Origin of the sequence: Actinosynnema sp. CA-299493, assembly GCF_050946825.1 — a bacterium.
In the GTDB taxonomy this organism is placed as follows: domain Bacteria; phylum Actinomycetota; class Actinomycetes; order Mycobacteriales; family Pseudonocardiaceae; genus Actinosynnema.
In genome coordinates, this window is sequence record NZ_CP191993.1 from 394,612 (window position 1) to 420,921 (window position 26,310).

The following is a 26,310-nucleotide window of genomic DNA, read 5'->3' on the forward strand; positions in this document are numbered from 1 at the left end:
CGACATGATGCACGCATGAGCGTTGCGGAGTTCGGGGGATCGGGGCAGGGCATCCTGCTGCTCCACGGCCTGATGAGCCGGGCGAGCACGTGGTGGACGGTGGCGCAGTGGCTCAAGCCGCACGGGCGGGTGGTCGCGCCGGACGCGCGTGGGCACGGCCGCAACCCGGTGCGGGGGCCGTACCGGACGGAGGACTTCGTCGCCGACGCGGCCGAGGTGATCGAGCGGCACGACCTCGCGCCCGCCGTGGTGATCGGGCACTCGATGGGCGGGCTGCACGCGTGGGCGCTCGCCGCGACCCGGCCAGACCTGGTGCGCGCGGTCGTGGCGGAGGACGTGGTGCCGGACAACCGCGGTCGCACGGTCGAGGAGTGGAAGTGGTACTTCGACACGTGGCCGCCGGCGTTCGAGTCCCTGGCGCACGTGCGGCAGGTCGTGGACGTGCCGCGGGTGGAGGAGATGTTCGAGGAGCGCGAGGACGGCTGGCACCTCATCGCGCACCTGCCCGACCTGTACGAGATCGCCTCCGAGTGGGGCGAGCGGGCGTACTGGGACCACGTGGACGCCATCCGGTGCCCGATGCTGGTGATCGAGGCGGGGCTCGGCGGGCTGCGCGCCGGGCAGATGGCCGAGGTGGCGCGGCGGACGGGGGCGACGCACCTGGTGGTGCCGGAGTCCGGGCACGTCGTGCACGACGAGGCGCCGGAGGTCTACCGGGGCGCGGTGGAGGCGTTCCTGAGCGGCTCGATCGACCCGGTCTGAGTGTCCACGATCGCCATCTCGCGGGTCTTGGCGCGGATCGGCGTGATCGGGTGCAGCTCGGCGAACGCGGCCCTCACCTCGTCGTCCTCGCCGTCGACCAACGTGCAGTGGGGCACCCAGTTGCCCGGCAGGTGCCGGCCGTGGGGGTGCTTCACCCGGCCCGCGAGGACGTCGTGCACGGCCGAGTGCACGGCCAGCAGCTCGGCGTCCACGACCGCGCCGAGCTGCAACGCGCTCCCGGTGGCGCTGAGGGTCTGCAACCACACGTCGGGCAGCCACAGCCGGGACAGGTCCTCGCGCAGCTCGGCGCGCGCCTTCGGCCCGATCGTGCCCGCCGCCGCGTAGGTCAGGTGCGGCGGCAGTTCGGACCTCGCACCGATCCGCCGCCACAGCGACCGCACGGCCTGGTCGGCCTCGGCGTCGAAGAACACCACCAGCGCGTGCACGGTCAGTGCTCACCGGGCAGCGCGAACAGGCCCGCGACCGTCTGCTCGACCAGACCGTCGACGAGCAGCGAGTGCAGGCACCGGTCCCGCTGGCCCGCGTCCGACCAGACCACGTCGAGCCGGGACTTCGCCACCGGCTCGCTGGTGCCGCGCAGCACGTCCAGCAGCAGGCCGCGCACCTGCCGGTCGGTGCCCGCGAACTTCTGCGCGACCTTGGCCGGGCCGTCGTACGCGGGACGGCCGTTGAGCTGCCACGCGCACGCGTCGAACACGGGGCAGTCGGCGCACTTGGGCGCGCGGGCCGTGCAGACGAGGGCGCCCAGCTCCATCAGGGCGGCCGAGTAGACGGCGGCGCGCCCCTCCTCTTCGGGGAGGAGGGCTTCGACGTCCTTCATGTCCTTGGTGGTGGACGGCGGACCCGCGTCGCCCGCGCCGTGCACGGCCCGTGCCACGACGCGGCGGACGTTCGTGTCGACCACCGGGCACCGCTGCCCGTAGGCGAACGCCGCGACGGCCCGTGCCGTGTACGCGCCGATGCCCGGCAGGGCCAGGAGGGTGTCGACGTCGCTCGGGACGACGTCGTCGTGCAGCTCGGCGATGGCCTGCGCGGCGGCGTGCAGCCGGAGGGCGCGGCGCGGGTAGCCCAGCTTGCCCCAGGCGCGCAGCACCTCGCCCTGGCTCGCCTCCGCCATCGTCGACGGCGTCGGCCACCGGGCCAGCCACTCGTGCCAGAGGGGCTCGACCCGCGCGACGGGGGTCTGCTGCAACATGATCTCGCTGACCAGCACGCCCCACGCCGTGCACCCCGGCCGTCGCCAGGGCAGGTCGCGGGCGGTGTCGGCGAACCAGTCGAGGAGGAGCTCGGCGTCCAGGCTCATAGCGCCGCACAGTCTCCCACGACCGGTTCGCCGACCACTTCCGGTCAGACGACTTCGGTCAGCTGACCCGTGTGCACGTCGTAGACGAAGCCGCGCACGTTGTCGCGGTGCGGGAGGAAGGCGCTGTGCCGGACCCGGTTCACCGAGCCGCGCACGCTGTCCTTCACCTCGCGGAACGCCTCCACCGACCACGGCGGGCGCAGGCCGGACGCTTCCTCCAGCTCGTCCTTGAAGTCGTCCTCCGTGACCAGCTCCAGGCCGCAGTTCGTGTGGTGCACCAGCAGCACCTCGCGGGTGCCGAGCTTGCGCTGGCTCAACGCCAGCGAGCGGATCATGTCATCCGTCACGACACCGCCCGCGTTGCGCAGCACGTGCGCCTCACCCTGCTTGAGGCCGAAGATCTCGAACACCCGGATGCGGGAGTCCATGCAGGTCAGGATGGCAACTTGCATCGAAGGCCGCGGCGAGGAACGGTCGCCGGGAACGATGTTGCCCAATTCGGCGTTGCGGTGGAGCAGCTCGTCGATCGCGGTCATCGCACACCTCCCGTTGTTCCCTCGGATTGGAACCTGCCTCCCGCATGGCGGGCAAGCGAATCGGGCCAACCTCACGTTCACCTCATCGGGGGACCGATGCCTCCCCGGTAATTCCACGCGACCCGGCTACCTTCGACCGCGTGACCGAGACCACAGGTTCGCACCCGCGGTCGGTGTACCGGCGGCGTCGCGCGCTGGCCGTCGCCGGGTCGGTGGTCGCCCTGGTCCTCGCGGTCTGGCTGGTCGGCGCCTTGATCGGGCACGGCGACCCGGCGCCGCCGGCCACCCAACCGCCATCCCGCCCCCCGGAACCGCCCGCGACCCCCGTGGTCACGGCCTCGTCCTCGACCGCACCACCCACACCTCCACCACCCGTGACACCTCCGCCGACCTTGCCGCCGGGCCCGCCTCCGCCGTGCGACGACGCGCAGGTCGCCGTCGTGGCCGAGGTCGACAACCCCTCGACCCCCGCCGGCCACCCCGTGCGGTTCACCATCGCCATCTCCAACACCGGCCCGCTGCCGTGCGCGAAGGAGATCGGGCGGCAGGTGCGCGAGCTGGTCGTGACGAGCGTGGACGGCGTGACGCGGCTGTGGTCGAGCAACGACTGCTTCGCCACCGAGGGCTCCGAGGTGCGCGTGATGCAACCGGGTGAGCGGTTCACCTACGGCCTGCGGTGGACGGGCGGCACCTCCGAACCGGGCTGCCGCAAGCACTCCGCGCTGGGCGCGGGCGACTACCTGCTCACGGCGCTGGTGGCGGGCAAGGCGAGCAACCCGGTGATCTTCCGAGTGACGTGATCACAACCTCGCCGGACGGCAGAGCGCCGCACTGGTTGCTTCAACCGGCACTGGTTGCTTCACACATAGGGGTTCGTGTCATCCCGCCGACCTGGCTTTGCCCTGCCGCGCGTGTCAAGGGGGCCGGTGAAGGCTTGCCCGCGGCGTCGACTGGGGGCCGCCCCCTTGATGCGTGTGGTAGCCCGGAGGGAGGTCGGTGGGATGACACGCACCCCGACCCACAACGGACCCGCAGCATGACCACCCAGTAGGCGTCATCCTGCTGATCTGCCCGTCCGGCGAGGACATGCTTTTGAGCTCTTGTCCATGCCGGCTGTGAGGCTCCGGCCGCGGCGTCAGGGCTTCCAGCCGAGCGCCGGACCGAGGACGGTGGCGATGTCGGTGAGGATCTGCACGTAGTCGGCGTGCTCGAAGGTGAACGGCAGGGCGAACGCCACCTCGTCCACCTCGCGGAACGCCGCGTGGTCGTAGAGCCGTCCGGCGATCTCGTCGGACGTCCCGACGAGATCCGGCGCGAACAGGAGCCCGGCCGGTCCCTGTGGCGCCCTCGTGCGCGGCAGGCGCTTGGCCGCGTAGTCGTGGTACTTCGCGCGCTGCTCGTTCGTGGCCGAGTCGGTGGGGATCACGACGAGCCCCTGGGAGACGCGGGCACGTTCACCGTGAGGGTGGCCGGTGTGGAACGCCCGGATGTGCTCTCGCTGGATGTCCGCGAACCCGTCCCCCACCTCCACCCCGGTCCGACCCTCGGCCTTGACCACGCTGCTGACCAACAGGTTCATCCCGTGCTCACCGGCCCACCGAGCCGACGCGAGGCTACCCGCGCCGTACCAGATCCGGTCGCCCAGCCCTTGGGAGTGCGGCTGCACCCGGTCCGAGAAGACCTCGATGCCCTCCGTCCCCCGGAAGTCGGTGACGGGCTTGCCGCGCACGTGGTCGAGGAGCCGTTCGACGCGCCGGTGGCCGAAGTCCTCGGCGTCCGCGGTGTCGGGGTAGAGCGCTTCCCGGACGCGGTCGAAGTGCATCGGCGGCCCGGCGCTCACGCCGGGGTTGAGCCGACCGCCGGACAGGACGTCCACGGTGGACAGGTCCTCGGCGAGGCGGAGCGGGTTCTCCCAGCCGAGGGGGATGACGGCGGTGCCCAGCTCGATGCGGCTGGTGCGCTGGGTGGCGGCGGCGAGCACGGCGACGGGCGAGGAGATGCCGAACTGGAGGTGCCGGTGCCGCACCCAGGCGCTGTCGAACCCCAGCTCCTCGCCCAGCCGGATGACCTCCAACGTTGCCTCGTGCCCGCGCCGGGGGTCCGCCTCGTCGAACAGGCCGATGGTGAGGAAGCCGAGCTTGCGCAGCGGTCGTGAGGGCAACGGCATACCCCGATTGTCACTCCTCACCGCCGTCTATCCACCTGGTGGGACCACCGCACCGCCGCACTCCTGCACCACCAACGTCACGTCGCCGCACCACCAACCGCCGCGCCGCCGCACCACCAACCGCTGCACCACCCGACCGCCGCACCACCAAAATTGTCGGTGGTCGCCGGCAAAATAAAAGCAGGGGTCCCCTTGGTCGGGGACCCCTGCGGAGCGTTCAAGAGCGGGTGGGGTGTCCGGTCGTCGGTGGCAGTCAGGCCGGACGGGGGATCAGGGGCCGAACCAGCGTTCCTCCGCCGTTCCGCGCGGTGGGGCGGCGGTGGTGCCGTGGATCAGTTCGGTGGACAGCGTGACGGCTCGGGGACGGGTGCGCTCGGCCGAGTCCAGGAGCAGCTTGCCGGCCGCGCGGCCCTTCTCCAGGACCGGCTGGCGGACCGTCGTCAGGCCGGCCTGCTCCGCTTCGCGGATGCCGTCGAACCCGGTGATGGTGATGTCGGCCGGCACGCGCAGACCGCGCCGCTGGACCTCCGCCATCGCGCCCAGAGCCAGTATGTCCGACGTGCAGATCAACGCGGTGATCTGCGGGTCGCGCTCCAGCACCTGCGCCGCCGCCGCCGCGCCGGACGCCGTGGTGTGGTCGAACCGCTCCGCCACCGGCACGGTCGCCCAGTCCACGCCGACCGACTCGAACGCCTGCGCCAACCCCGCCAACCGGGCCCGCTGCACGTGGAAGTGCGCCGCCTGCTGCCGCTCCGGCACGACGAAGTCGTCGTTGCGGTCACGGGCCAGCCGCATGCACACCACGCCGACCCGCCGGTGCCCCAACGAGATCAGGTGCTGCGCCAACGAGTGCATGGCCGCCTGGTCGTCGATGCCGACGCGGTCGACGTTGCCGAGGTCGGGCTGGTCGCACACCACCGTCGGCACCGGCCGCTCCAGCACCGCCGCCAGGTGCGGGTCGTCGTCGGGCACCGAATACACCACGAAGCCGTCCACCCCCGCCCGGTGGACCGCCGCCACGTCCTCGCGCTCGGGGTTCGCCGGCACGAGCAGCAGCCCGGTCCCGGCGTCCTCGCACGCGAGCGCCAACCCCTCCAGGAACCCGATCGCCGCCGGGTCGCGGAACGCGTAGGACAGGTTCTCGGTGAGCAGCAGGCCCACCGCACCGGCCTTCCTCGTCCGCAGGGAGCGGGCAACCGGGTCGGGCCCCGGGTAACCGAGTCGTCTAGCTGTCTCCAACACCCGGCGTCGCAGCTCTGGCGAGAGCTGGTCGGGACGGTTGTACGCGTTGGACACCGTTGTCCGGGAAACACCCAGCTCCGCCGCCAGTGAGGCGAGCGTCGCGGGGCGTCGCACATGCATCGACCGCGCCATGAAGTGACCGTAACGGTTCAGAACCAATTACAGAAGTGGGGGTGACCGGCGTCCCTCTACAACGTCATCTCCGCAGATGAGGATGGGTTACCTCGGGGTACAATGGTCTAAACCAATGGGGCTTCGGCGGACGACTCGCGGACGACCAACCGCGGCCGGAAAACGCGCGTGTAATTCCCCGCCGGACGTCGTCGCCGATCGGGGTCGAGCCGGTGCACCAACTCGTCCACGGCCGCCGCCGCCATCTCCTCGATCGGCTGCGCCAGCGTGGTCAACGACGGCGAGCAGTACGACGCCAGCGGGATGTCGTCGAACCCCACCACGGACAGGTCGCGCGGCACGGTCAGCCCGCGCCGGTGCGCCTCGCGCAGCACGCCGATCGCCATGTGGTCGGACGAGCAGATCACCGCCGTCGGCCGCACGGTGTCCAGCAGCGTCGACACCGCCTCCGCCCCGCCCTCCGGCCCGAACGGCGCGTGCGCCACGAAGTCGGACGTCGCGGGCAGCCCGTCCTCCTCCAGCGCCGCCGCCCACCCGGCCCGCTTGAGCCGCGACGGCAACGACCGCGCCGGCCCCGACACGAACCCGATCCGCCGGTGGCCCAGCTCGACCAGGTGCCTGGCCGCCGCGTAGCCCGCGTGCTGCTCGTCCACGGTCACGTCCGGCACGTCCAGCGACGGCGTGGCCCCGTTGAGGAACACCATGTGCACGCCGTCGGCCAGCAGCTTCGCGTAGTACGACGGTCGCGGCGCCTGCCCGAGCGGCACCTCGACGTTGGTGATCTCCGGCGAGACGAACACCATGCCCTCGACGCCGCGCGCCAGGAGCATCCGCACGTACTCCTCCTCGCCCATCGCGCCCGCGCCGGTGGCACGCGTGTTGCACAGCAGCGACGAGTACCCCAGCCGCGCGGCCCGCACCTCCAGCGCCTCGGCGAACGCCGGGAACACCGGGTTCGACAGCTCAGGCACGAGCAGCCCGATCACGCCGGTCCGCTGGAGCGCGCCCAGCCCGCGCGGCGTGTAAGGCATTTCCGCAAGCACCGCGAGCACGCGCTGGCGCGTCTCGTCGTTCACGCCCGCCCGGCGGTTGAGCACCCGGCTGACCGTGGAGATGCTCACCCCGGCTGCCCTGGCGATCTCGGACAGACCGGACACCGTGCCTCCTCGCTGACTCGTGGGTGAGGTGCAGCCTGCCGTCAGCGGCAAACTTTTGCAACGCCCACCGTGGTTTCCCCCGATCGAGCAGGGCCGTTACGGCTTGGTTACGTCAAGACCCTTGACCCGGCCCTGGTCGGCGGGATGAAATCCGCGTCAACAATTTCGCAAGTTCTTGCAAGCGCCTTCATCACGGTGAGGGCCCGCAGGAGGGACGACAGCAACGATGCGACGTACCACCCTCGTGACCGCAGTGGCGGCCGTTTCCGCCCTCGTCCTCACCGCGTGCGGCGGTGGCGACGGCGGATCGGCGTCCGGCGACTCCGGCGAGATCACCTTCTGGGACACCAGCGGCCCGAACGAGGGCCCGGTGTTCGCCTCGATCGCGCAGGAGTGCGCGACCAAGGGCGGCTACAAGGTCAAGACCGAGACCGTGCCCTTCGACGCGGCCCTGAACAACTACCGCACCGCCGCGCAGGGCGGCCAGGGCCCGGACGTCTTCCGCGCCGAGGTCGCGTGGGTGTCGCAGCTGGCCAAGCTGGGCTACATCGCCGACCTGGCCGGCACCGAGCTGGCGAGCGACACGTCGGACTTCCTGGACACGCCGCTCGGCTCCACCAAGTACGACGGCAAGACCTACGGCGTCCCCCAGGTCACCGACTCGCTGGCGCTGTTCTACAACAAGAAGCTGCTGGCCGACGCCGGCGTCGAGCCGCCGAAGACGTGGGACGAGGTCAAGACCGCCGCGGCCAAGCTCGGTGGCGAGAAGACGATCTTCATCAACAACGACGCGTACTACGCGCTGCCGTTCATCTACGGCGAGGGCGGCGACCTGGTCGACGCCGACGCCAAGAAGATCGTGGTCAACTCCGCGGCGAACGTGAAGGCGCTGGAGACCGCCAAGGGCCTGCTGGACGCCAAGGCCGCCTCCACCGCGCTGGACCCGTCGAACTCCTACAACAACATGCAGGCCGCGTTCACCTCCGGCGAGGTCGCCATGGTGGTCAACGGCCCGTGGTCGGTCGCCGACTACCTCAAGGGCGCCGCGTTCACCGACGCCGCCAACCTGGGCATCGCGCCCGTCCCCGGCGCCACCGCCGGCAAGGGCTCCGCGCCGGTCGGCGGCCACGACTACGTGATCCGCCAGGGCACCAAGGCCAAGGACTCGTCGGTCGAGTTCATCGCCTGCATGAGCAGCACCGAGTCGCAGGTGCGCATCGCCAAGGAGCTGGGCGTGCTGCCCACCCGCAAGTCGGCCTACGAGAACGCGGACGTGAAGGCCAACGCGGTCGTGTCCGCGTTCGAGCCGGTCGTCACCGCCGCCCACCCGCGCGCGTGGATCCCCGAGGGCGGCCAGCTGTTCGACCCGCTGAAGATCGCCTACGCCGACGTGCTGGCGGGCAAGAAGGACGCCAAGACGGCGCTGGACGAGGTGGCCAAGGCGTACCAGGACACCGTCGTCCCCGAGTACACCGTCGGCTGATCATCCCCTCGTGGCGTCCGGTCCGGTCGCGGGCCGGGCGCCGCGGGGCGGCGAAGGGAGACTTCGGTGCGCAGGTTCCTGGACCGGCACTGGTACGCGTACGCGATGGTGCTGCCGGTCGTGGTGGTCATCGCGGTGTTGGTGCTGTTCCCGCTCGCCCAGGGCGTGTTCTTCACCTTCACCGACATCAACGAGGGCAACATCGCCAACCCGGTCCTCGACCGGCCGGCGACCTACGTCTCCGTTGGCCTCGACAACTACCTGAACGTGCTGTCCGGCGACGCCAGCTACGGCGCGTTCTGGTCGACGCTGGCGCGCACGCTGATCTGGACGTTCGGCTGCGTGTTCTTCCACTACACGATCGGCCTGGGCCTCGCGCTGCTGCTCAACCGGGAGGTGCGCGGCCGGGCGGTGTACCGGGTGCTGCTGATCCTGCCGTGGGCCGTGCCCGCGTTCATCAGCGCGTTCGCGTGGAAGTACATGTTCAACGCGCAGTACGGGATCATCAACCAGTTCCTGCGCTTCCTCGGCCTGGACGACCCGCCGGTGTGGCTCGGCCAGTCGGACTGGGCGCTGGTCGCGGTGATCATCGTCAACGTGTGGCTCGGCGTGCCGTTCATGATGGTGGCGCTGCTCGGCGGGCTCCAGTCGATCCCCGGCGACCTCTACGAGGCGGCCGAGGTGGACGGCGCGACGCCGTGGCAGCGGTTCCGCAACGTGACGCTGCCCGGCCTGCGGTCGGTGTCCAGCACGGTGGTGCTGCTCGGCATCATCTGGACGTTCAACATGTTCGCGATCATCTACCTGATCACCGGGCCGAACCCGAACACCCGGATCCTGGTGACCTACGCGTTCGAGCGGTTCTTCTCCGGTGCGTCCCGCGACTTCGCGGTGGCGTCGACCTACGGCGTGCTGATCCTGTCCGTGCTGCTCGTGTTCGCGGGTGTGTACCGACGCGCGCTGCGCAAGCAAGGCGAGGTGTGGTGATGACGGTCGAAGCCGCTTCGGTGAAGGCGGTCCCCCAGGCCCGCGTGCGCTCGCGCTCGCGACGGTCGCCGCTGGCCGGTCTCGGGCTGCACGGCGCGCTGGTCGTGGCGTCGCTGATCGCGGTGTTCCCGGTGTTCTGGGTGCTGGTGACGTCGTTCAAGCCGGACGCCAAGGCCGTGGAGACCACGCCGAAGCTGGTCAACGACTCCAGCCTGGACAACTACGGGCGGATCCTGGCCGGCGAGAAGGGCGACTTCCTGGCGTGGTTCGGCAACTCGGTGCTGATCGCGCTGATGACCACGGTGCTGGCGGTGTTCCTGTCCGCGACGACGGGGTACGCGGCGTCGCGGTTCCGGTTCCCGGGCAAGCGGTCGCTGATGCTGTCGTTCCTGGTCGTGCAGATGTTCCCGTTCGCGGTGCTGATCGTGCCGCTGTACAACATCCTGCTGGCGCTCGGGTTGCAGGGCACGTCGCTCGGCCTGGTGCTCGTCTACTGCACGACCGCCGTGCCGTTCTGCACGTACATGCTGAAGGGCTACTTCGACACCATCCCGACCGACATCGACGAGGCGGGGCGGGTGGACGGCCTGACGCCGTTCGGCGTGTTCTGGCGGCTGGTCATGCCCCTGGCCCGGCCGGGCCTGGCCGTGACCGCGTTCTACGCGTTCCTGACGGCGTGGGGCGAGGTGGCGTTCGCGTCGGCGTTCCTGTCGGCGGCGGACGAGTCGAAGACGCTGGCCGTGGGCCTCCAGGTGTTCGTGCAGCAGAACCGGACCGAGTGGGGCCACCTGGCGGCGGCCTCGATCCTGGTCGCGATCCCCGCGATCGTCGTGTTCTACCTGGTGCAGCGGTTCCTGGTGACGGGCTTGTCGTCGGGCGCGGTGAAGGGCTGAGCCCCGGGGGCCTCCGCTCTCGTCGCGGAGGCCCCTTTCACACCTCGATGACCTCGACCAACTGCTCCAAGCCGACGAAGTCCTTCGGGTTGCGGGTGTAGAGCGGCAGGTCGTGGCACGACGCGATGGCCGCGATCATCAGGTCCAGCCTGCGCGACCGGGGATCGCGGCCGGCCGCGAGCGTCAGCCCGATCAGGCTGCCGTAGCGCGCGGACGCGCGGTGGTCGAAGGGCAGGAGGTCGAAGTCCACGATTGCGGTGGCCACGTGCGCTGTCCGCACCGCGCGGGTCGCCGCGTCCTTCGCGGCCATCACGCCGTGGTGCAACTCGGCCAACGTGATCGTGGTCAGTTCGGGAACGGCCGGCAGGACCTGCGGGTGCAAGAGGTCGAGGTCGATGTACGCGGACGTGTCCAGGACGCCGGACTGGCGGTCAGCCACGGCTGCGCTCCCACGGGTCGTCATCGATGCGATCGACGCCGAAAACCTCGTCGATCTCCGCGCGCATCTGCGCGAAGTCGACCTGCGGCAGGCGCTTGTGCCGCTCGACGAGCTCCTCCGCGGTCCACGGCCGTCCGTCCGTTCGCGGGTGGAGCTCGATCACCTCGCCTTCGCGTCCCGTGACGCGGAGTGCCTCGCCTGTTTCGAGTGCTTCCAGGACTTCTGCGGGGTTCCGGTCGAACTCCCGTTGGCTGATGACCTTCACAGCGGAGAGGCTAGGGAGCGGGCGCTGGGCGCGCCAGCAGTAAGACCGCTGGTCAAAGGCCTGGCCCATGCACCTCGACCGGGTGACCGCCGCCCCGCCGGACCCGTACCGCCCTGCTGCCGCTGAACCGATCCGGAACTAGACCAATTCACCCGTTCCCGTAAGCGCTTGCAATCCCTAGCGTTGCGGCAAAGCTTGGTAGTGAAAGGTGCGTGGCATGGCTGAGGTCGCCTACGTCAAGGCTTCGCGGATCTTCTCCGGCAACCCGCCGGTCCGCGCGGTCGACGAGTTGTCGTTGGACGTCACCGACGGCGAGTTCCTGGTTCTGGTCGGTCCGTCCGGCTCCGGCAAGTCCACCGCGCTGCGGATGCTCGCGGGTCTGGAGGACATCGACGAGGGCGCCATCCACATCGGCGGCAAGGACGTCACCAACGTCCCGCCCAAGGGCCGCGACATCGCGATGGTGTTCCAGTCCTACGCGCTGTACCCGCACATGACGGTCGCGGAGAACATGGGCTTCGCGCTCAAGCTGCGCGGCGTCAACAAGACCGAGATCCGGGAGAAGGTCGCCGAGGCGGCCAAGATGCTGGATCTCGAGAAGTACCTGGACCGCAAGCCGAAGGCGCTGTCCGGCGGTCAGCGGCAGCGTGTCGCGATGGGCCGCGCGATCGTCCGCGAGCCCTCCGTGTTCCTCATGGACGAGCCGCTGTCGAACCTGGACGCGAAGCTCCGCGTGGAGACCCGCGCGAACATCGCCGCCCTCCAGGCCCGCCTGGACACCACCACGATCTACGTCACGCACGACCAGGTCGAGGCCATGACCATGGGCCACCGGGTCGCCGTGCTCAAGGACGGCCTGCTCCAGCAGTGCGACACCCCGCGCGCGCTGTACGACAAGCCGGCCAACGCGTTCGTCGCCGGCTTCATGGGCTCGCCCGCGATGAACCTCAAGACCGTGCCGCTGACGTCGGAGGGCGCGAAGCTCGACGGCATCGTGGTGCCGCTGGAGCGCCGCGCGCTGGACAAGGCGGCGGGCGAGGGCCTGTCCGAGGTCACGTTCGGCATCCGGCCCGAGTCGCTGGCGCTGGTCAGCTCCTCGGAGCAGGGCATGGACATGACCGTCGAGCTGGTCGAGGAGCTGGGCGCGGACGCGCTCATGCACGGCTCGGTCCGCATCGGCGACGTGCCCGAGCGGTTCGTGGTCCGCGTCGACGGCCGCACGCCGCCCACCCTGGGCCAGACCGTCAAGGTCGCCGTGCGCGACGCCGGCGAGGTCCACCTGTTCCACCCCGAGTCGGGCCACCGCCTGACCGACTGACGATCCCCGAGCCCGCAGGGGCCACCTCCCGCACCGCGGTGAGGTGGCCCCTGTGGTGTGTAAAACACCCGGTCGGTGGACATGTCGGTCGCGGAGCGTTCTAAACTGAACTCGACAACGGTTTCCATTGCCTATCTGTCAGCCTGTCGAGGAGTGCTCTGATGACCGTCCGCAACGCGTTGCTCGGCGCGGTGGCCGCCGCGACCGCCGTCGTCCTCACCGCCTGCGGTGCCCAGGACACCCCCGCCGCGAACGACGGCACGATCAAGGTCGTCGCCTCCACCAACGTGTGGGGCAGCGTGGTCAAGGCCGTCGGCGGCGACGCCGTGCAGGTCAGCGCCATCATCGACGACCCGTCCGGCGACCCGCACTCCTACGAGAGCAAGCCGGCCGACCTGGCCGCGGTGCGCGACGCGAAGCTCGTCATCTTCAACGGCGGCGGCTACGACGACTTCTTCGCCACCCTGCTCGGCCCCGAGACCGAGGGCGCCAAGAAGATCGAGGCGTTCCCGGTGTCCGGCAAGGCGTCCGGCCACGAGGAGCCCGGCCACGAGGAGCCCGGGGCTTCAACCGAGCCCGGGGCCTCGGCCGAGCCGGAGGCCTCGGCCGAGCCGGAGGGCGAGGAGGGGCACGACCACGCCGTCAACGAGCACGTCTGGTACGACTTCGAGACCGTCCGCAAGGTCGCCGACCAGGCCGCCGCCGACCTCGGCGCCATCGCGCCGGACAAGAAGGCGACCTTCGAGGCCAACGCGAAGGACTTCAACGCCGCGCTGACCGGGCTGGAGCAGCGCGTCGAGGGCAAGGGCGCGGGCAAGAAGGTGGTGGCGACCGAGCCGGTGGCGCACTACCTGCTCGACACCGCGGGCGTCGAGGACGTCACGCCGGAGTCGTTCAGCGACGCCGTGGAGGACGAGACCGACATCCCCGCCGCCGCGCTCGCCGACGTCACCCGCCTGATCGAGCAGAAGCAGGTCGCCGCGCTGGTCAACAACGCGCAGACGGAGAACGCGGGCACCCAGCGGGTCGTCGAGCAGGCCAAGTCGGCGGGCGTGCCCATCGCCGAGGTGACCGAGACGCTGCCCGAGGGCGTCACGGGTTACCTTGATTGGATGACGAAGCAGGTCGACTCCCTGGTGGGAGCGCTCGGAGCATGACGCTGCGGGACAAGGCGCCGCAGGGCGAGGCGCCGCGGGGCGGGACGCTGCGGGGCGAGGCGCTCTCGGGCAGCACGGCCCAGGCGGCGGACCAGTCCACGCGCGCGGCCGTCGCGCTGCGCGGCGCGCGGCTGTCCTACGGCGACCGCGTGCTCTGGGACGGGCTGGACCTGGACGTCGCCCCGGGCGAGTTCGTGGCCGTGCTCGGGCCCAACGGCTCGGGCAAGACCAGCCTCATCCGGGTGCTGCTCGGCCTGCAACCGCTGTCCGCGGGCACGGTCCGGGTCGCGGGCGGCAACCGGCGCATCGGCTACGTCCCGCAGCAGCGGGCGATCGACTCCAGCCTCGCGCTGCGCGGCCGTGACCTGGTCGGGTTCGGCCTGGACGGGCACCACTGGGGCATCGGTTGGCGCGCCCGCCGCGAACGCCGGGCCAAGGTGGACGCGGCGCTGGAGTCGGTCGGCGCGACGAGGTACGCCGACGAGCCCGTCGGCCTGCTCTCCGGCGGCGAGCAGCAGCGGCTGCGGGTGGCGCAGGCCCTGGTCGGCGACCCCGAGGTGCTGCTGTGCGACGAGCCGCTGCTCTCGCTCGACCTCGCGCACCAGCGCGTGGTCAGCGACCTGATCGACGCCCGGCGCCGGGCCGCGACCACGGCCGTGCTGTTCGTGACCCACGAGATCAACCCGATCCTGCCGCTGGTCGACCGGGTGCTGTACCTGGTCGAGGGCCGGTTCCGGATCGGGCCGCCCGCCGAGGTGATGACCTCGCGGACGTTGACCGAGCTGTACCGCACGAACGTCGAAGTGGTCCGCGTGCGCGACCAGATCCACGTGGTCGGCGCGCAGCACGTGTGCGAGGACGAGCCGCACCACGTGGCGGGATGAAGGGCTGATGGAGAACTTCTTCGACCTCGGGCAGACGCTCGACCTGCTGCGCTACGTCCAGCCGATGCTCATCGCGGGCGCCGTGCTCGGCTTGGTGGCGGGACTGCTCGGCCCGCTCGTGGTGACCCGCAAGATGGCGTTCGCCGTGCACGGCACGAGCGAGCTGGCGTTCACCGGCGGCGCGGCGGCCCTGCTGCTCGGGATCGGCGTCGGGTACGGCGCGCTGGCCGGCTCGGTCGTCGCCGCGCTGCTCCTCGGCCTGCTCAGCACCCGCGACTCGGACCGGGACTCGGTGATCGGCGCGATCCTGGCGTTCGGCCTGGGGCTGGGCGTGCTGTTCCTGGCCCTCTACAACGGCCGTGCGGCGAACAAGTTCGGCCTGCTGACCGGTCAGGTGGTCAGCGTCGGTTCGACCGACCTGTGGCTGCTCATCGGCGCGTCGGTCGCCGTGCTGGCCGTGCTGGTGGTCATCTACCGGCCGCTGCACTTCGCCAGCGTGGACGCCGCCGTGGCCGTGGCGCGCGGTGTGCCGGTGCGGACCCTCTCGGTGGTGTTCGCGGTGCTGGTGGGCGTGGCGACGGCGTTGAGCGTGCAGCTGGTGGGCGCGCTGCTCGTGCTGTCGCTGATGATCACGCCCGCAGCGGCGGCGACCAGGGTCACCGCGAGCCCGGTGCGGGCCACCGTGCTGGCCGTGGTGTTCGCCGAGGTGTCCGTGCTCGGCGGGATGCTGCTGTCGCTCGCGCCCGGGATGCCGGTGAGCGCGTTCGTCACGGCGGTCTCGTTCTCGATCTACCTGGTCTGCCGCCTGGTGAGCGGCAAACGAGAAAGAGTGCAGTAACACGTTTGGGACGTGTCTTTAGTGGGTACTCGCGGTCGTAGGGGGCACTGGAGGCCCGGTCGTGGGACGCGGGCCGCGCGGAGACACGGGTGCCATGCGCAGCAGGACGACCACGCCGGTGGACCACCGCGGTCGCGGTGGCGGTGGTGGGTGTCCGGGTTCGCGCCGCCGAGCCCGCCGTGCCCACGCCCGGAGCGCCGGTCACGCGCGGGACGTCGAGGACTTACGCGGTGCGGGCGACCTGGACTTGCGCGGTGCGGGTGATCTGGATTCACGCGGTGCGGGTGGACCGGATTCACGCGGTGCGGGCGACCTCGACTTACGCGGTGCGGGTGACCTCGGCGGTTGCCGCCTGGTCGGCCGTGCCCTCACCCACCTGCTGGTCGCCCCGCGGCGCGGGCAGCAGCCGGATCTCGCCGCCGGCCACCCGCACCTGGTTGCGCCCGTTCTCCTTGGCCGCGTAGAGGGCCGCGTCCGCGAAGTGCTGCGCGTCCTGGAGGCAGTCGCCGTTGTCCGGCAGCACGGCCACGCCGATGGACGCCGAGATGGCGCGCACCTCCGGCCCGTCCGGCGTCAGCGGCAGGTTCCGACCGCGCAGGGTGACTGTGTTGCGGTGCTTGTCGGTGGTCATCACGGACATCTCGCCGATCGCCTCGCGCACCCGCTCGGCGATGGCCGTGCCCTGGGCCAGGCCCGTGTCGGCGAGCACCACGACGAACTCCTCGCCGCCGTCGCGCCCGGCCACGTCGCCCGGCCGCAGCTTCTCCCGCAGGATCCGGCCGACCTCGGCCAGCACGGCGTTGCCCGCCGGGTGGCCCCAGGTGTCGTTGATCCGCTTGAAGTGGTCCAGGTCGATGGCCAGCACGGTCACCGGCTGGTTGTCGTGGCGGCACCGGTCGGTGAGCCTGCCGCCGTACTCGGCCAGGCCGTTGGTGTTGAGCAGCCCGGTCCGGTAGTCGGTGTGCGCGTCCTCGGCCAGCCGCGCCTGCAGCTGCTCCTGCTCGCGCAGCAGCCGTTCGAGGTGCGCCCGCCGTTGCGCGGCGTGGTAGAGCAGCGAGTTCACCAGGATCACCGGGAAGACCAGCAGCAGCGGACCCACCCAGTGGGTGGTCATCAGCATGCCGAGCATGGCTCCCGCGCCGAGGGTGCTCAGCTCCAGCATGTTGTCCGCGCGCGAGCCCAGGAACTCCTGGATGCGGGTGTGCGGGGTGACGATCTTCAGCGCGACGGCGATGTTCATGCCCTGCGCGCCCCAGTTGACCAGGGCGGCCGCGATGAGCACGAGCACCAGGAACAGGTCGGTCGGGATGCGGCCGGTGGCCAGCAGCGACTGGCCGGACAGGTGCACCACGGCCCAGGCCAGCATGGTGCCGCCGAGGATGCTCGCGGAGCTGAACACGAACCGGTACGGCTGGCGGCGCGCGATCGGCTGGATCAGGATCCGCATCCAGACCGTGGCCAGCACGGCCAGCGCGCCCGGCAGCGCGATGGCGGCGGCGAACGTCCAGACGGACGTCAGGTCGATGTGCGGACCGGCCGACTCGTTGCGGCGCGACTCCTCGGCCCGTCGCACGATCATGAGGTGCACGGTGATCGCGAACATCACCGCGCCGAATCTGAGCCAGTCGGCGTTCGAGATCGAGTCGAGGCCGGTGAGCAGCCAAATGGCGGCAGCCGCTACCGCCGATTCGATGAAGAAGAAGTAGACCAGCGCGGCCGGTCGCAACGTCCACAGATCCCAGTTGCGAATCGAGGGCCGGCCGACTGCCCCAGACGCCTTCTGGTCAGTCAAACTGTTCTTCACCACGACCCCCTACCCTCTGCCCGGCGCCGCGTGGCGAACGCCGTTCGCAGCGGCACGTCCGTGCCCGAGATGCGCACTGAGGAGGTGTTCGCCATGCGCAACCGCGACATGTGAGCCGCTCCCTCCATACCACCCCGGACCGAATGTTCACCGTACGTGCCCGCGGGCTAGCGGGCCGCAGCCGAGGGGTCCTTCATGTTTGACAATCGCGATATGTGATGAGTCCGTTTCAGATCGCCACCGCTTTCGGATCGTTCCGGGTGCGGGCCCGTCGCCAGGCTACGGTCGCCTGCGTGGCCAGCAACAGCCCGATGCCGCCTGCACCCGCGATCGTCGCGGTCACCGAGCCGATCGAGTGCGCCACGACACCCGCCAAGGCCATCCCGCCGCCCTGCGACGAGCGCAGAGCGGCCCGGCCGATGCCGTACGCGCGACCGCGGTAGGCGTCGGGCAGGATGCGCATCCACGCCGAGCGCGCGGGCGTGTGGTACGCGCCGGCCATGCCGGCGATCACCAGCAGCACGATGGTCCAGGTCAGGTTCGGGTTCAGCGCGAACATGACCAGCGGGGCCAAGGACAGGATGGCGAGCGGGCCGATGAGCCGCTCGCGCTTCGCGGGATCGCGCACCACCCGGAACAGCACGGCCACGCCGAGGACGTTGGCGGCGGGCTCGATGGCCAGGATCAGGCCGACGGCCCACACCGCGTCCAGACTCGCCGCCAGGGGCACGGCGAGTCCCTCCGGGACCATCGCGAGACCGGCCAGCAGGCGCATGCCCATCAGGCTGCGCAGCCGCGGCTCGGTGACCAGGAGCGTGAACGCTCCCTTGGGGCCTTCGGGGTCCCGCTTCGCGCCGCGCGGGTCGGCGGCGGGCCGGTGCTCGACCGACAGCTGCACCAGGATGGCCACCAGCACGAACGAGACCGCGTCGATGGCGAGCGCGACGTTAGCTCCGGCGTTGATGACGAGGAACCCGGCGGCGGCCAGGCCGACCATCTGCGCGACGTCCACCGACGTGCCGAACACCGCCACGCCGTCGTCGTAGCGCTTGTCCGGCAGCACGTGGGGCAGGCTGGCCTCCTGCGCCGCCAGGAACGGCGACGAGATCATCAGCACGATCACCAGCAGCACGATCATCAGCCACAGCGGCGTGCCGGGAATGGCCATCAGGCCCACCAGGGCGGCTTGCGACCACGCGCACCACACCATCACCGTGCGGCGGGGGAACCGGTCCGCGAGCCAGCCGAGCAGCGGGCCGGAGATCAGTGGCGGGAACAGCGTCAACGACCACGTGAGGGCGGTCCACGCGGCGGACTGGGTGCGCTCGAACACCAAGAGGGAGAGCGCGACCGCGGCGAGTTGATCGCCGACGGTGGACACCGTCGAGCCGATCCACATGCCGCGGAACTCGCGGTTGCCCACGAGCGCGCGGATGGTCCCCCCGGAAGTCACAACTCCCCCAGGTTGGTCGGCCCCGATGAGTGAGTCACGTTACCCCCACCCGAAGTAACAATTCCCTCGGTTAGCACGGTAGAAGCTGCCGGATGTGCAATCTCTGTCCTACCACACTGTGTACCCGAACGGAGCAGGTCGGTTACATAAAGTAGTTGCAACGGCGAAAAATCGCCCACTTATTCTTGACAGTTGACGGTAGGTGACCCGGCGTGAGCAATCCTCGCCTACCCTACGTCGACCACGGGCCCCATTGGGTACCGAGGGGCTGGTCCGACCGGGCCAGCGCGTTCCTGCGGTCGCCGACCGCGCGCCGGCGGCGGTCGGGTCAATTGTTGAACACCGTCCGCGTGTCGATCTTCAGAACTGGTAGTACAGGAACGGGCTGAACGTGCCGCTCGCCACCAGGATCGCCGCGTAGCCGACGCCCACCGTCATCAGCGAGATCCTGGCCACGGTGGCGATCTTGTCCCGGGAGGACTCCAGGTAGGGCCCGCTCACCGGATGATCGGGCATTGCGACAATCGTCAGCGCGAGCACCAGCAGCACAATGCGCTGATTGGTCGCCGCGGCCGCGACCGCATCCGTGAACCCGCCGAGATCCGGCAACAACATGTGGCCGATGATTGTGAACGCCGTACCGAGATCGGCGGATCGGAAGAACACCCAGCCGATTACCACCAGCAGCATGGTCACGATCCGGCGGGCAATTCGGGTACGCGTAGTGACCGGCGCCGAATCCCAGCCGAATCGGCGTTCCAGCACGAGCAGCCCGCCGTGGAACACACCCCACACGAGGAACGTCCAGTTGGCCCCGTGCCAGAAACCGGTGAGCACGAAAACGATCGACAGGTTCCGGTAAGTCTGCAGCACGCCGCCGCGGTTGCCGCCCAGCGGGATGTAGACGTAGTCGCGGAACCAGCGCGACAGCGACATGTGCCAGCGGCGCCAGAACTCGGTGATCGTGACCGACGAGTACGGGCGGGCGAAGTTCTCCGGCAGCCGGAAGCCCAGCATCCGGCCCAGGCCGATGGCCATGTCGGAGTAGCCGGAGAAGTCGAAGTAGAGCTGGAGCGTGTAACCGATCGCGCCGAGCCAGGCGATGGTCGTGGTCATCTCGTCGGCCGGGGTGGCGAAGCAGGCGTCGACCATCGGCGCGAGCGAGTCGGCGATGATCACCTTCTTGCACAGGCCGAGGGCGAACCGGGGGAAGCCGGCCGCGACGTCGTCCCAGCGGTGCAGGCGCGACTGCGGCAGCTGGTCGGCGATCTCGCGGAACCGCACGATCGGGCCGGCCACCAGCTGCGGGAACATCGCGATGTAGGTGACGAACGCGACCGGCTCGCGCAGGGCCGGGCGTTCGCCGCGGTACACGTCGACCACGTACGAGATGTGGTGGAAGGTGTAGAAGGAGATGCCGATCGGGAGCGCGAGCTCGACCACCGGCAGGTCGGCGCCGACGACGGCGGCGATGTCGTGCAGCTGCCCGGTGGCGAACCCGGCGTACTTCCAGACCAGCAGCACGCCGAGGTTGAGCGCGATCGAGCCGACCAGGACCAGCCTGCGGTCGCCCGGCGAGCCCGGCTCCAGCCGTCGCCCGGCCAGGTAGTTGACCACCATGCAGGCGAGCAGCAGCAGCGTCGTGCCGCCCGCGCCGGAGACGTAGAACAGCAGGCTCGCCACGGCGACCACGCCGTTGCGCCAGTTCCGGGGCGTGACGAGGACGGTCGCGAGCACGACCGGGAGGAAGAACCACAGGAACAGCGGGCTGGCGAAGGACATCGCCGCAGACCTTATCCGCCGCTCACGCCCCGCTGGTCCGGATCACCCACAAACCGGCCCCACCTCACACCCCGGCGTGTCGAACACCCAGGACGCGAGAGTCCTACGTTCAGGGTGCGAGAGTCCTGCGTTCGGGAGGGGTGAGTTCAACGTTCGGGAGGGAGAGATGAAGGCCGAAGATCAAGAGAGTCCTCGCCGGACGGGCAGATCAGCAGGATGACGGGCTGGTGGGTGGTGATGCTGCGGGTCCGTTGTGGGGCAGGGTTTCGTGTCATCCCACCGACCTCCCTACGGGCTACCACACGTATCAAGGGGGGCGGCCCCCAGTCGACGCCGTGGGCAAGCCTTCACTGGCCCCCCTTGACACGCGCGGTAGGGCGGAGCCAGGTCGGCGGGATGACACGAAGCCCTTCCGTTGGGGGAAGGGCGGTGGTGGTGGGGGTTAGCCGCGGATCTCGAGGCGGCGGCGGCGGGCGATTTCGGCCAGGACGACGCCCGCGGCGACGGAGGCGTTGAGGGATTCCACGCCGGCGGACATGGGGATGGAGACCGTCTGGTCGCACGTCTCCTTGACCAGGCGGGAGAGGCCGCGGCCCTCGGAGCCGACGACGACCACCAGTGGGCCGGTGGCCAGGTCGAGGCCGTCCACGTCGACGTCGCCGTCGGCGTCCAGGCCGATGATCATCAGCCCGGCGTCGGCCCACTCCTTGAGCTGGCGGGTCAGGTTGGTCGCCACGGCGATCGGCATCCTGGCGGCGGTGCCGGCGCTGGTGCGCCAGGCGACGGCGGTGATGCCGGCCGAACGGCGTTGGGGCAGGACGACGCCGTGCGCGCCGAACGCCGCCGCCGAGCGCACGACGGCGCCCAGGTTGCGGGGGTCGGTCACGCCGTCCAGCGCCACCAGCAGCGGGGGCAGGCCGGACTGGTTCGCGATCTTGAGCAGGTCGCGGGGCTCGGCGTACTCGTACGGCGGCACCTGGAGCCCGAGGCCCTGGTGCATCGCGCCGCCGGTGATCCGGTCCAGCTCACCGCGCTGCACCTCCAGCACGGAGATGCCGCGCGTGGCCGCGAGCTGCACCGCCTCGGCGACCCGGTCGTCCGCGTCGATGCCCAGCGCCACGTACAGCGCCGTCGCCGGGATGCCGGCGCGCAGGCACTCGACCACCGGGTTGCGCCCGGCCACGGTCTCCGGCCCGTTCTCGGCGGCCTTGCGCCGCTGCGACCGGACCTGCTCGGCCTTCGCCGCCGCGTTGGCCCGCTTGTACGCGGGGTGGTTGGGTCGTTCGGTCGCCTTCGGGGTGGGGCCCTTGCCGTGCAGGCCCTTCGACTTCTGCCCGCCGGAACCGACGACCGCGCCCTTCTTGGATCCGGGGTTGCGCATGGCGCCCCGGCGCTTGGAGTTACCAGCCACGAGCTCAGTCGTCCTTCAACGTCCACAACGGACCGTCGGGGGTGTCCTCGACGGCGATACCGGCCAGCAGCAGGTGATCGCGCAGCGCGTCCGCGCGCGCGAAGTCCCTGTCCTTGCGGGCCTGCGACCGCTCTTCCAACAGCCGCTCCACGAGCACGCCCAGCGCCCGCCTGCCCGCGCCACCCGCCGCGGCGTCGTGCCACAGCGGCGACAGCGGGTCCAACCCGAGCAGGCCGGTCATGGCCCGCACCGACTCGGCCGCGGCACGCGCGCCCAGGTCGTCTCCGGACTCCAGGGCCGTGTTGCCCTCGCGCACCCGCTTGTGGATGGCGGCCAACGCGCCGGGCGTGCCCATGTCGTCGTCCATCGACGCCACGAACGCGGGCGACAGCTCGCCGTCCGCGCCGACGGCGCCCGTGCGCTCGACCACGCGCCGCAGGAACGACTCGATCCGGCGGTACGCCGACACCGACTCGTCCAACGCCTCGGGCGAGTACTCGATCGTCGACCGGTAGTGCGGGCCGACCAGGTAGTACCGCAGCTCGGGCGCGCGGACCTGCTCCAGCATCGCCGGGATCGTCACCGTGTTGCCCAGCGACTTCGACATCTTCTCGCCGCTGAGCGTCACCCAGGCGTTGTGCATCCAGTACCGGGAGAAACCGTCGCCGGCCGCACGCGACTGCGCCTGCTCGTTCTCGTGGTGCGGGAAGATCAGGTCGATGCCGCCGCCGTGGATGTCGAACGTCCCGCCCAGGTAGGCGGTCGCCATCGCCGAGCACTCCAGGTGCCAGCCCGGCCGGCCCGGACCCCACGGCGTCGGCCACGACGGCTCGCCCGGCTTCGCCGCCTTCCACAGCGTGAAGTCGCGCGCGTCGCGCTTGCCCGTCGCGGCGGACTCGCCCTGGTGCACCTCGTCGAGCTTCTGCCCGGACAGCGCCCCGTACTCCGGGAACGAGGTCACGGAGAAGTACACGTCACCCCCGGAGGCGTACGCGTGGCCCTTCTCGATCAGCCGGTCCATCAGCTCGACCATCTGCGTGACGTGGCCCGTCGCGCGCGGCGAGGAGGACGCGGGCAGGCAGCCCAGCACGTCGTAGGCGTCGTCGAACGCCCGCTCGTGCTGGTAGGCCCACTCCCACCACTCGGCGCCGTGCTCGGCGGCCTTGGCGAGGATCTTGTCGTCGATGTCCGTGACGTTGCGCACCAGCCGCACGGTCGAGCCGTCACGGGCCAGCCAGCGCCGCAGCACGTCGAAGTTGAGCCCGCTGCGCACGTGGCCGATGTGCGGAACGCCCTGCACCGTGGCCCCACAGACGTAGATCGACGCCGTTCCGCTGACCTGCGGGACGAACTCCCGCATCGACCGGGTCGCGGTGTCGAAAAGGTGGAGGCTCACGTGAAGATGGTACGGGCGTTGACCAGCCGGGGTTGAATCGCCCGGTCAAATGTGCTTGCGGAGCACCTGCAGCAGAGCCTCCGGACGGCTCCCGGTCGGCAGCGGGTCGACGATCTCGACCTGGCACCCGAGCGCCGCCGCGCCGCCGTCGGCCTCGACGCTGTCGCCGATCATGAGGGCCTCGGTGGGGTGCACGCCGAGGCGGTCGCACGCGATGCGGAAGAGCTTCGGGTCCGGCTTGACGAAGCCCTCCTGGTAAGAGAGCACGAACTCGTCCACCCGGTTCTCGACGCCGTGACGGGCGAAGACGGCGGAGATGTCCCACGCGATGTTGCTGACGACGGCGGTCGGCAGCTCGGTGCCCAGCGCCTGCGCGGTGTCCGGGTACGGCTGCCAGAACGGCGGGCTGCACAGGTCGGCGTAGAACTTGGCCGGGTCCTTCGCGCCCGCCTTCGTCAGCACGGCGAGGTGCATCTCGCGGTGGGCGTCGGGGTCGAGGTCGCGGCGTTCCCACTGCTCGGGGTCGACGTCCAGCCCGTCCGCCACGCCGACGGGCGCGGTGAGGGCGCGCATCAGTCCGGCGTGGGCGGACAGGGAGTCGTGCTCCAAGCGGAACAGGGTGCCGGAGAAGTCGAAGAGGACGGCGCGGATCGTCACATAACGCACGTTACGTGGTCCGGACATCGGAGGTCTCGGGTATCCCGCAGACCGAGAGCAGCCTCACGGGACCGGTGTCAGGCGGCGTTGCCGGTGACCTTGGCCGGGGTCAGGCGGAGCACGACGCGGACCTTGCCGGGCGCGTCGGCGGGGAAGTGCCGGCCCGTGTACTTGAGCGACAGGAGGTCGGCCAGGGTCCGGCCTTCGTCCTCGACGATCGTCACGGTGCCGCGGACCTCCGCGTACACCTCGGGGTCGTCGTTGCTCCACACGCTCACGCTGGCCCGCGGGTCCCGGCGGAGGTTGCGCTCCTTCGCCCGGTCGTGCAGCGTCGAGAACAGCAGGTCGTCGCCGTCGCGGGTGACCCACACCACCGATGTCTGCGGGCTGCCGTCCGCGTTGAGGGTGGCCAGGACGCAGTAGTTCCGCCCGTCGACCAGGGCACGCGTCGTCGCGCTGAGGGTGACCGCCATGCGGATCAGGCTAGTGGGACGAGCAGGGCGGTCGCGACGGCGGCGATGCCCTCACCGCGACCGGTCAGGCCGAGGCCGTCGGTGGTCGTGCCGCTGACCGACACCGGGCCGCCCACCGCGTCGGACAGCACCCGCTGAGCCTCGTCGCGGCGCTTGCCGATCTTCGGCGCGTTGCCGATGACCTGCACGGCCGCGTTGCCGACCCGGTAGCCGGCCTCCTCGACCAGGCGGCGCGCCTCGGCCAGGAACTCCACGCCGTGCCGCCCGGACCAGCGCGGGTCGCTCGTGCCGAACACCGCGCCGAGGTCGCCGAGGCCGGCGGCGGACAGCAGCGCGTCGCACAGCGCGTGCGCGGCCACGTCGCCGTCGGAGTGGCCGGCGCAGCCGTCCGCGTCGTCCCAGCGCAGGCCGGCCAGCCAGCACTCGCGACCGCGTTCCACTTGGTGGACGTCCGTGCCGATGCCCACTCTGGGGATCACGGTGCTCCTCGGGTGCCGACCAGCAGCGCCTCGGCCACGGCCAGGTCGAACTTCGTGGTGATCTTCATGGCGTCGGGGTGCCCGGGCACGGTGACGACCGGCACGCCGAGCCGTTCGACCAGGCCCGCGTCGTCCGTGGCGCCCAGGCCGGCGTCGTGCGCGGCGTCGTGAGCGCGCAGCAGCACGGCCGCGTCGAAGCCCTGCGGGGTCTGCACGACGCGCAGCGCCGCCCGGTCCGGGGTGGCGACCACCACGCCGTCGGCGTCGACCTGCTTGACCGTGTCCGCGACCGGCAGCACGGGGATGACGGCCGGGTGACCTGCGGCGACGGCGTCGACCACCGCGCCGACCACGGCGGGCGGCGTGAACGCACGGGCCGCGTCGTGGACGAGCACGATGGAAGTGTCGGGGATCTCACGCAAGGCGTACGTTAAAGCCAGGCGCACCGAGTCCGACCTCTCGGCGCCGCCGGCCACGACGTGCACCGCCCCGTCGGCTGGGGCCAACGGGGCGGTGACGGTACTCACAACGTCCACATCGGACGGCGGCGCGGCGATGACGACGTGCCGAACGCGACCGGAGTCGAACAGGCCGCGCACCGCACGCACGAGCAGCGGAACGCCGTCGACCGGCACGAGCGCTTTGGGCATGCCATAGCCCAACCGCTCACCCCGGCCCGCCGCGGGCACGAGCGCGACCACACCCGTGTTCACGGTGTCCGAGGTGGTGGGTGGAACGATCAGGACGCGGTAGCCAGGACCTCGTCGAGGAGCACTTCGGCCTTGTCCTCGTCGGTGCCCTCGGCCAGCGCCAGTTCGCTAACCAGTATCTGTCGAGCCTTCGCCAGCATCCGCTTCTCACCAGCGGACAGTCCGCGATCCTTCTCGCGCCGCCAGAGGTCGCGCACCACTTCGGCCACCTTGTTCACGTCACCGGACGCGAGCTTCTCGAGGTTGGCCTTGTACCGCCGGGACCAGTTGGTCGGCTCCTCCGTGTGGGGAGCACGCAAGACCTCGAAGACCTTGTCGAGACCCTCCTGGCCGACGACGTCACGAACGCCCACGATCTCGGCGTTGTCGGCGGGGACGCGAACCGTGAGGTCACCTTGGGCGACCTTGAGGACGAGGTACTTCTTCTCCTCGCCCTTGATCACACGGGTCTCGATTGCTTCGATGAGAGCGGCACCGTGGTGCGGGTAGACGACGGTCTCTCCGACCTTGAAAACCATGTGTCCTCTGCCCCTTTCGCTAACCCCATCCTAACACGCCGAG

At 70.7% G+C, this 26,310-nt stretch carries 27 protein-coding genes; 9 read left to right on the forward strand and 18 right to left on the reverse strand.

What is annotated here, in order from left to right:
- The first annotated feature begins 15 nt into the window (after positions 1-15).
- Complete coding sequence (locus ACQPYE_RS01980) at positions 16-762, forward strand: alpha/beta fold hydrolase (protein ID WP_498718807.1); 747 nt, start codon at positions 16-18, stop codon at positions 760-762.
- On the opposite strand, the gene ACQPYE_RS01985 is transcribed toward ACQPYE_RS01980, so the two are convergent.
- Genes ACQPYE_RS01985 through ACQPYE_RS01995 form a run of 3 tightly spaced genes read right to left on the reverse strand, consistent with a single transcriptional unit; the run spans position 711 to position 2,622 of the window.
- Positions 711-1,208 carry a 2'-5' RNA ligase family protein gene (locus ACQPYE_RS01985; RefSeq protein ID WP_498718808.1) on the reverse strand — a complete coding sequence of 166 codons (498 nt, stop codon included), beginning with the start codon at positions 1,206-1,208 and terminating at the stop codon, positions 711-713. The two genes, ACQPYE_RS01980 and ACQPYE_RS01985, sit on opposite strands and share 52 nt — an antisense overlap.
- Before the next feature lie 2 nt (positions 1,209-1,210).
- A complete protein-coding gene (locus ACQPYE_RS01990; RefSeq protein ID WP_498718810.1) occupies positions 1,211-2,086 on the reverse strand; it encodes an HhH-GPD family protein in 876 nt (291 codons plus the stop codon).
- A gap of 44 nt (positions 2,087-2,130) precedes the next feature.
- Positions 2,131-2,622, reverse strand: coding sequence for a beta-class carbonic anhydrase (locus ACQPYE_RS01995; RefSeq protein WP_498718811.1), 492 nt, complete (start codon positions 2,620-2,622; stop codon positions 2,131-2,133).
- A 140-nt stretch (positions 2,623-2,762) separates the two neighbouring features.
- On the opposite strand from ACQPYE_RS01995, the gene ACQPYE_RS02000 reads away from it, so the two are divergent.
- The gene (locus tag ACQPYE_RS02000; protein ID WP_498718812.1) at positions 2,763-3,422 is read left to right on the forward strand and encodes a hypothetical protein; all 660 of its coding nucleotides are present in this window, start codon (positions 2,763-2,765) and stop codon (positions 3,420-3,422) included.
- Between the two features lie 335 nt (positions 3,423-3,757).
- Here the strand turns inward: ACQPYE_RS02000 and ACQPYE_RS02005 are convergent, their stop codons facing one another.
- The 3 genes from ACQPYE_RS02005 to ACQPYE_RS02015 form a co-directional block, all read right to left on the reverse strand.
- Positions 3,758-4,789: an LLM class flavin-dependent oxidoreductase gene (locus tag ACQPYE_RS02005; protein ID WP_498718813.1), complete on the reverse strand. Its 1,032-nt coding sequence runs from the start codon at positions 4,787-4,789 to the stop codon at positions 3,758-3,760.
- Between the two features lie 270 nt (positions 4,790-5,059).
- A complete protein-coding gene (locus ACQPYE_RS02010; protein WP_498718814.1) occupies positions 5,060-6,163 on the reverse strand; it encodes a LacI family DNA-binding transcriptional regulator in 1,104 nt (367 codons plus the stop codon).
- A gap of 107 nt (positions 6,164-6,270) precedes the next feature.
- Complete coding sequence (locus tag ACQPYE_RS02015) at positions 6,271-7,320, reverse strand: LacI family DNA-binding transcriptional regulator (protein WP_498718815.1); 1,050 nt, start codon at positions 7,318-7,320, stop codon at positions 6,271-6,273.
- A 226-nt stretch (positions 7,321-7,546) separates the two neighbouring features.
- On the opposite strand from ACQPYE_RS02015, the gene ACQPYE_RS02020 reads away from it, so the two are divergent.
- From ACQPYE_RS02020 to ACQPYE_RS02030, 3 genes are all read left to right on the forward strand, one after another.
- Positions 7,547-8,803 carry an extracellular solute-binding protein gene (locus ACQPYE_RS02020; protein WP_498718817.1) on the forward strand — a complete coding sequence of 419 codons (1,257 nt, stop codon included), beginning with the start codon at positions 7,547-7,549 and terminating at the stop codon, positions 8,801-8,803.
- A gap of 66 nt (positions 8,804-8,869) precedes the next feature.
- On the forward strand, positions 8,870-9,790 hold the full coding sequence (locus ACQPYE_RS02025; RefSeq protein ID WP_498718818.1) for a carbohydrate ABC transporter permease: 921 nt from the start codon (positions 8,870-8,872) through the stop codon (positions 9,788-9,790).
- Positions 9,790-10,683: a sugar ABC transporter permease gene (locus ACQPYE_RS02030; protein ID WP_498718819.1), complete on the forward strand. Its 894-nt coding sequence runs from the start codon at positions 9,790-9,792 to the stop codon at positions 10,681-10,683. Before ACQPYE_RS02025 ends, ACQPYE_RS02030 begins: the two co-directional genes overlap by 1 nt.
- Before the next feature lie 37 nt (positions 10,684-10,720).
- Here the strand turns inward: ACQPYE_RS02030 and ACQPYE_RS02035 are convergent, their stop codons facing one another.
- Both ACQPYE_RS02035 and ACQPYE_RS02040 read right to left on the reverse strand, forming a co-directional pair.
- Positions 10,721-11,122 (reverse strand): type II toxin-antitoxin system VapC family toxin, encoded by a 402-nt coding sequence (locus ACQPYE_RS02035; protein ID WP_498718820.1) that lies wholly within the window; start codon positions 11,120-11,122, stop codon positions 10,721-10,723.
- Complete coding sequence (locus ACQPYE_RS02040; protein WP_498718821.1) at positions 11,115-11,387, reverse strand: PhdYeFM domain-containing protein; 273 nt, start codon at positions 11,385-11,387, stop codon at positions 11,115-11,117. The genes ACQPYE_RS02035 and ACQPYE_RS02040 overlap by 8 nt, the downstream gene beginning before the upstream one ends.
- Before the next feature lie 217 nt (positions 11,388-11,604).
- On the opposite strand from ACQPYE_RS02040, the gene ACQPYE_RS02045 reads away from it, so the two are divergent.
- From ACQPYE_RS02045 to ACQPYE_RS02060, 4 genes are all read left to right on the forward strand, one after another.
- A complete protein-coding gene (locus ACQPYE_RS02045; protein WP_498718822.1) occupies positions 11,605-12,705 on the forward strand; it encodes an ABC transporter ATP-binding protein in 1,101 nt (366 codons plus the stop codon).
- Positions 12,706-12,866: 161 nt separating this feature from the next.
- On the forward strand, positions 12,867-13,862 hold the full coding sequence (locus tag ACQPYE_RS02050; RefSeq protein WP_498718823.1) for a metal ABC transporter solute-binding protein, Zn/Mn family: 996 nt from the start codon (positions 12,867-12,869) through the stop codon (positions 13,860-13,862).
- Positions 13,859-14,746: a metal ABC transporter ATP-binding protein gene (locus tag ACQPYE_RS02055; protein ID WP_498718824.1), complete on the forward strand. Its 888-nt coding sequence runs from the start codon at positions 13,859-13,861 to the stop codon at positions 14,744-14,746. Before ACQPYE_RS02050 ends, ACQPYE_RS02055 begins: the two co-directional genes overlap by 4 nt.
- Before the next feature lie 7 nt (positions 14,747-14,753).
- Positions 14,754-15,584 carry a metal ABC transporter permease gene (locus ACQPYE_RS02060; protein WP_498718825.1) on the forward strand — a complete coding sequence of 277 codons (831 nt, stop codon included), beginning with the start codon at positions 14,754-14,756 and terminating at the stop codon, positions 15,582-15,584.
- A 319-nt stretch (positions 15,585-15,903) separates the two neighbouring features.
- Here ACQPYE_RS02060 and ACQPYE_RS02065 read toward each other — a convergent pair whose 3' ends face one another.
- From ACQPYE_RS02065 to ACQPYE_RS02110, 10 genes are all read right to left on the reverse strand, one after another.
- Positions 15,904-17,310, reverse strand: coding sequence for a GGDEF domain-containing protein (locus ACQPYE_RS02065; RefSeq protein WP_498718826.1), 1,407 nt, complete (start codon positions 17,308-17,310; stop codon positions 15,904-15,906).
- Positions 17,311-17,617: 307 nt separating this feature from the next.
- Positions 17,618-18,841, reverse strand: a complete 1,224-nt coding sequence (locus ACQPYE_RS02070; RefSeq protein WP_498718827.1) for an MFS transporter — start codon at positions 18,839-18,841, stop codon at positions 17,618-17,620.
- Between the two features lie 360 nt (positions 18,842-19,201).
- A complete protein-coding gene (locus ACQPYE_RS02075; RefSeq protein WP_498718828.1) occupies positions 19,202-20,623 on the reverse strand; it encodes an MBOAT family O-acyltransferase in 1,422 nt (473 codons plus the stop codon).
- A 442-nt stretch (positions 20,624-21,065) separates the two neighbouring features.
- Positions 21,066-22,034: a 23S rRNA (guanosine(2251)-2'-O)-methyltransferase RlmB gene (gene rlmB / locus ACQPYE_RS02080; protein WP_498718829.1), complete on the reverse strand. Its 969-nt coding sequence runs from the start codon at positions 22,032-22,034 to the stop codon at positions 21,066-21,068.
- 4 nt (positions 22,035-22,038) lie between these two features.
- Complete coding sequence (gene cysS, locus ACQPYE_RS02085; RefSeq protein WP_498718830.1) at positions 22,039-23,430, reverse strand: cysteine--tRNA ligase; 1,392 nt, start codon at positions 23,428-23,430, stop codon at positions 22,039-22,041.
- A 45-nt stretch (positions 23,431-23,475) separates the two neighbouring features.
- Positions 23,476-24,087: an HAD family hydrolase gene (locus ACQPYE_RS02090; RefSeq protein WP_498718831.1), complete on the reverse strand. Its 612-nt coding sequence runs from the start codon at positions 24,085-24,087 to the stop codon at positions 23,476-23,478.
- 77 nt (positions 24,088-24,164) lie between these two features.
- Positions 24,165-24,560 carry a PPOX class F420-dependent oxidoreductase gene (locus tag ACQPYE_RS02095; protein WP_498718832.1) on the reverse strand — a complete coding sequence of 132 codons (396 nt, stop codon included), beginning with the start codon at positions 24,558-24,560 and terminating at the stop codon, positions 24,165-24,167.
- Between the two features lie 5 nt (positions 24,561-24,565).
- Positions 24,566-25,039 carry a 2-C-methyl-D-erythritol 2,4-cyclodiphosphate synthase gene (gene ispF, locus ACQPYE_RS02100; protein ID WP_498718833.1) on the reverse strand — a complete coding sequence of 158 codons (474 nt, stop codon included), beginning with the start codon at positions 25,037-25,039 and terminating at the stop codon, positions 24,566-24,568.
- Positions 25,036-25,752: a 2-C-methyl-D-erythritol 4-phosphate cytidylyltransferase gene (gene ispD, locus ACQPYE_RS02105; RefSeq protein ID WP_498718834.1), complete on the reverse strand. Its 717-nt coding sequence runs from the start codon at positions 25,750-25,752 to the stop codon at positions 25,036-25,038. Before ispD ends, ispF begins: the two co-directional genes overlap by 4 nt.
- Before the next feature lie 26 nt (positions 25,753-25,778).
- Positions 25,779-26,267, reverse strand: a complete 489-nt coding sequence (locus ACQPYE_RS02110; protein WP_012782996.1) for a CarD family transcriptional regulator — start codon at positions 26,265-26,267, stop codon at positions 25,779-25,781.
- Between the last annotated feature and the right edge of the window lie 43 nt (positions 26,268-26,310).

Excerpts from the sequence above, each read along its gene's own strand:
- ACQPYE_RS01980 (WP_498718807.1), top strand. The coding sequence starts at position 16 with ATGAGCGTTGCGGAGTTCGGGGGATCGGGGCAGGGCATCCTGCTGCTC.
- ACQPYE_RS01990 (WP_498718810.1), bottom strand. The coding sequence starts at position 2,086 with ATGAGCCTGGACGCCGAGCTCCTCCTCGACTGGTTCGCCGACACCGCC.
- ACQPYE_RS01995 (WP_498718811.1), bottom strand. The coding sequence starts at position 2,622 with ATGACCGCGATCGACGAGCTGCTCCACCGCAACGCCGAATTGGGCAAC.
- ACQPYE_RS02005 (WP_498718813.1), bottom strand. The coding sequence starts at position 4,789 with ATGCCGTTGCCCTCACGACCGCTGCGCAAGCTCGGCTTCCTCACCATC.
- ACQPYE_RS02010 (WP_498718814.1), bottom strand. The coding sequence starts at position 6,163 with ATGGCGCGGTCGATGCATGTGCGACGCCCCGCGACGCTCGCCTCACTG.
- ACQPYE_RS02020 (WP_498718817.1), top strand. The coding sequence starts at position 7,547 with ATGCGACGTACCACCCTCGTGACCGCAGTGGCGGCCGTTTCCGCCCTC.
- ACQPYE_RS02030 (WP_498718819.1), top strand. The coding sequence starts at position 9,790 with ATGACGGTCGAAGCCGCTTCGGTGAAGGCGGTCCCCCAGGCCCGCGTG.
- ACQPYE_RS02045 (WP_498718822.1), top strand. The coding sequence starts at position 11,605 with ATGGCTGAGGTCGCCTACGTCAAGGCTTCGCGGATCTTCTCCGGCAAC.
- ACQPYE_RS02050 (WP_498718823.1), top strand. The coding sequence starts at position 12,867 with ATGACCGTCCGCAACGCGTTGCTCGGCGCGGTGGCCGCCGCGACCGCC.
- ACQPYE_RS02055 (WP_498718824.1), top strand. The coding sequence starts at position 13,859 with ATGACGCTGCGGGACAAGGCGCCGCAGGGCGAGGCGCCGCGGGGCGGG.
- ACQPYE_RS02060 (WP_498718825.1), top strand. The coding sequence starts at position 14,754 with ATGGAGAACTTCTTCGACCTCGGGCAGACGCTCGACCTGCTGCGCTAC.
- ACQPYE_RS02075 (WP_498718828.1), bottom strand. The coding sequence starts at position 20,623 with ATGTCCTTCGCCAGCCCGCTGTTCCTGTGGTTCTTCCTCCCGGTCGTG.
- ACQPYE_RS02095 (WP_498718832.1), bottom strand. The coding sequence starts at position 24,560 with ATGGCGGTCACCCTCAGCGCGACGACGCGTGCCCTGGTCGACGGGCGG.
- ACQPYE_RS02110 (WP_012782996.1), bottom strand. The coding sequence starts at position 26,267 with ATGGTTTTCAAGGTCGGAGAGACCGTCGTCTACCCGCACCACGGTGCC.